2 protein-coding genes and 1 pseudogene are annotated in these 1937 nt (G+C 66.1%); all 3 read right to left on the bottom strand.

Annotated elements, in window-relative coordinates; translation table 11 throughout:
- The coding region (locus tag EOA27_RS34245; RefSeq protein WP_189562252.1) for a DNA translocase FtsK 4TM domain-containing protein at positions 1-981 on the bottom strand (981 nt) is incomplete at its 3' end.
- A 207-nt stretch (positions 982-1188) separates the two neighbouring features.
- The gene (locus EOA27_RS34240) at positions 1189-1479 is read right to left on the bottom strand and encodes a hypothetical protein (RefSeq protein WP_127258477.1); all 291 of its coding nucleotides are present in this window, start codon (positions 1477-1479) and stop codon (positions 1189-1191) included.
- 43 nt (positions 1480-1522) lie between these two features.
- Positions 1523-1937, bottom strand: a pseudogene (locus tag EOA27_RS34235) (ammonium transporter); the annotation flags it as partial.

Genomic DNA, 1937 nt, shown 5'->3' with positions numbered 1-1937 from the left:
GTCGAGGTCGACGTCCTCGTCCTGCTCGTTTTCGAAAATATCCTGGTCCGCCGGATCGACTGAAGCGCTGCGGTCGTTGACCATGGCGGCGAAGAATTCCGGCTCGACACGGGCGCGGCCGCCCGGGCTCACCCGGCTTTCGGCGAACTCGGCCGATTCGACGCGCTCGGCGGCGCGCCGCCATGCGCTGGACTTGGGCTGCATCGGCGGCTCGAACTCGTCGCGCTCCCGCCTGCGGCGCTCGGCGCGGCGATGCAAGAAGGCGCGGAACGACAGCCACCAATGGGTGACGGCGCCGAGCGCCAGGATGCCCTCGTCGCCCTCGTCCTCATCCTCGTCGAACAGCATCTCGTCCTGCTCGCGCGGATCGGGCGCAGCAGCGCGCTCCATGACGGCGAAGCCGTTCTTGCGCGCGATCAGCGCCGAGCCATAGGCAAACAGCCATAACATCGGCGCGGCGAGGACGACCGCGATGATCGTCGCGAAAAGCCCTTTCGGGTAACCGCCGACGGCGATGCCCGGGATCTTCAGCACCATGTCGCCGAAGACGCCACCAAGCCCGGTCGGCAGCGGCCAGGTGTTGGGCGGCGTCACGCAGCCGGCGATGGCCGCGGCCAGAAGCGCGAAGCCGAACCAGGCGAAGCCGCGCTTCGGCAATTTGTCGACGCCGCGCGCGGTGAAAAGCAGAAAGCCCCAGACAACCGCGGGCACCAGACCGGCCACGGCGGCAAGACCGAAGAACTGCATGGCAAGGTCGGAGAACACCGCACCCGCATAACCCATGGCGTTGGTGACGACGTTGCTGGTGGCGTGCGAGAAGCTCGGGTCGGCAACGTTCCACGTGGCCAAAGCCGCGATGCCGAAGGCGGTGAACAGGAACAGCCCGGCGCCGGCCAGCCGCCCGACCTGACGCCGCGCGAATGCCTGGATGCCGTGCCCCGTATCGGTCAGCGCGAGCGGTGCTGAGGCGCCTGAACGCATGCTCTTCCCCGTGATCGTTGCCTGGCCGGGCGCATGGCGCATTCCGGCAGATTCGAACGCCAGACTATCGGGGGGAAGGTTAAGGCCGCATTAACCATGGACCTTTACCGGAGATGGCGCGGAACGACGGTGGCGAGCCGCGAAGCCCGCCACCTTTTTGCTTGAAACGCCGAAACGATCAGGCCTTTTCGGACCCGACCTCGGGCATCACTTGTTGGCGCCGCCATACGCCATCAGATTGGCGCAGAATTCGGCGTGAGGCTTGCTCATCGCCGCGTCCTGGCACTCCTTTATCATCTTGTCTTGCTTGTCCTTGGGCGTCGCCGCCCAGGCCGTCTTGCAGTCGGCTTCGGGCTCTGGACAAAAAAGGAGGCCCGGAAGGGTGTTCCGGGCCTCAAGGCGTGAGCCCTTTCGAGACATCACGACGGGATCTTGGGAGGAATTCCGGGCCGGCGGGAGGAGGATCCGCCGGCCCTCGGGGCAATTCCAGGAAGGCATGAAACCCTCCGGAATTGCGCCCATGCAAAGGGCAAAGGCAGCCTTACGGCACCACTTCGCCGTGCTGGGTGACGTCGAGACCCTCGACCTCTTCCTGGGTCGACGGACGCAGGCCGACCAGCGCCTTGACGATGTAGAGGATCACGAAGGTGGCGATCGCCGTCCACAGGATGGTGAAGACAATGCCGTAGAGTTGCTTGCCTACAGAGGCGTCCTTGCCGAGCGCGTTGATCGTCGGATCGGCGAGCGCGCCGGTGAGCAGCGCGCCGACGATGCCGCCAACGCCGTGCACGCCGAAGGCATCGAGCGAGTCGTCATAGCCGAACGCATGCTTGAGCTTGACCGCCGAGATGTAGCAGATGACGCCGGCGAGGATGCCGACGATGAAGGCGCCGGTCGGGTTGACGAAGCCGGAGGCCGGCGTCACCGCCACTAGGCCAGCGACCGCGCCCGAGATG

The sequence above is a fragment of the Mesorhizobium sp. M2A.F.Ca.ET.037.01.1.1 genome, from assembly GCF_003998075.1.
In the GTDB taxonomy this organism is placed as follows: domain Bacteria; phylum Pseudomonadota; class Alphaproteobacteria; order Rhizobiales; family Rhizobiaceae; genus Mesorhizobium.
Note: the sequence above shows the minus strand (reverse complement) of the source record. Positions and strands in the feature narration are given on the sequence as shown.

Coding starts and splice junctions, on each gene's coding strand:
- EOA27_RS34240 (WP_127258477.1), bottom strand. CDS start 1,479: ATGCCTTCCTGGAATTGCCCCGAGGGCCGGCGGATCCTCCTCCCGCCG.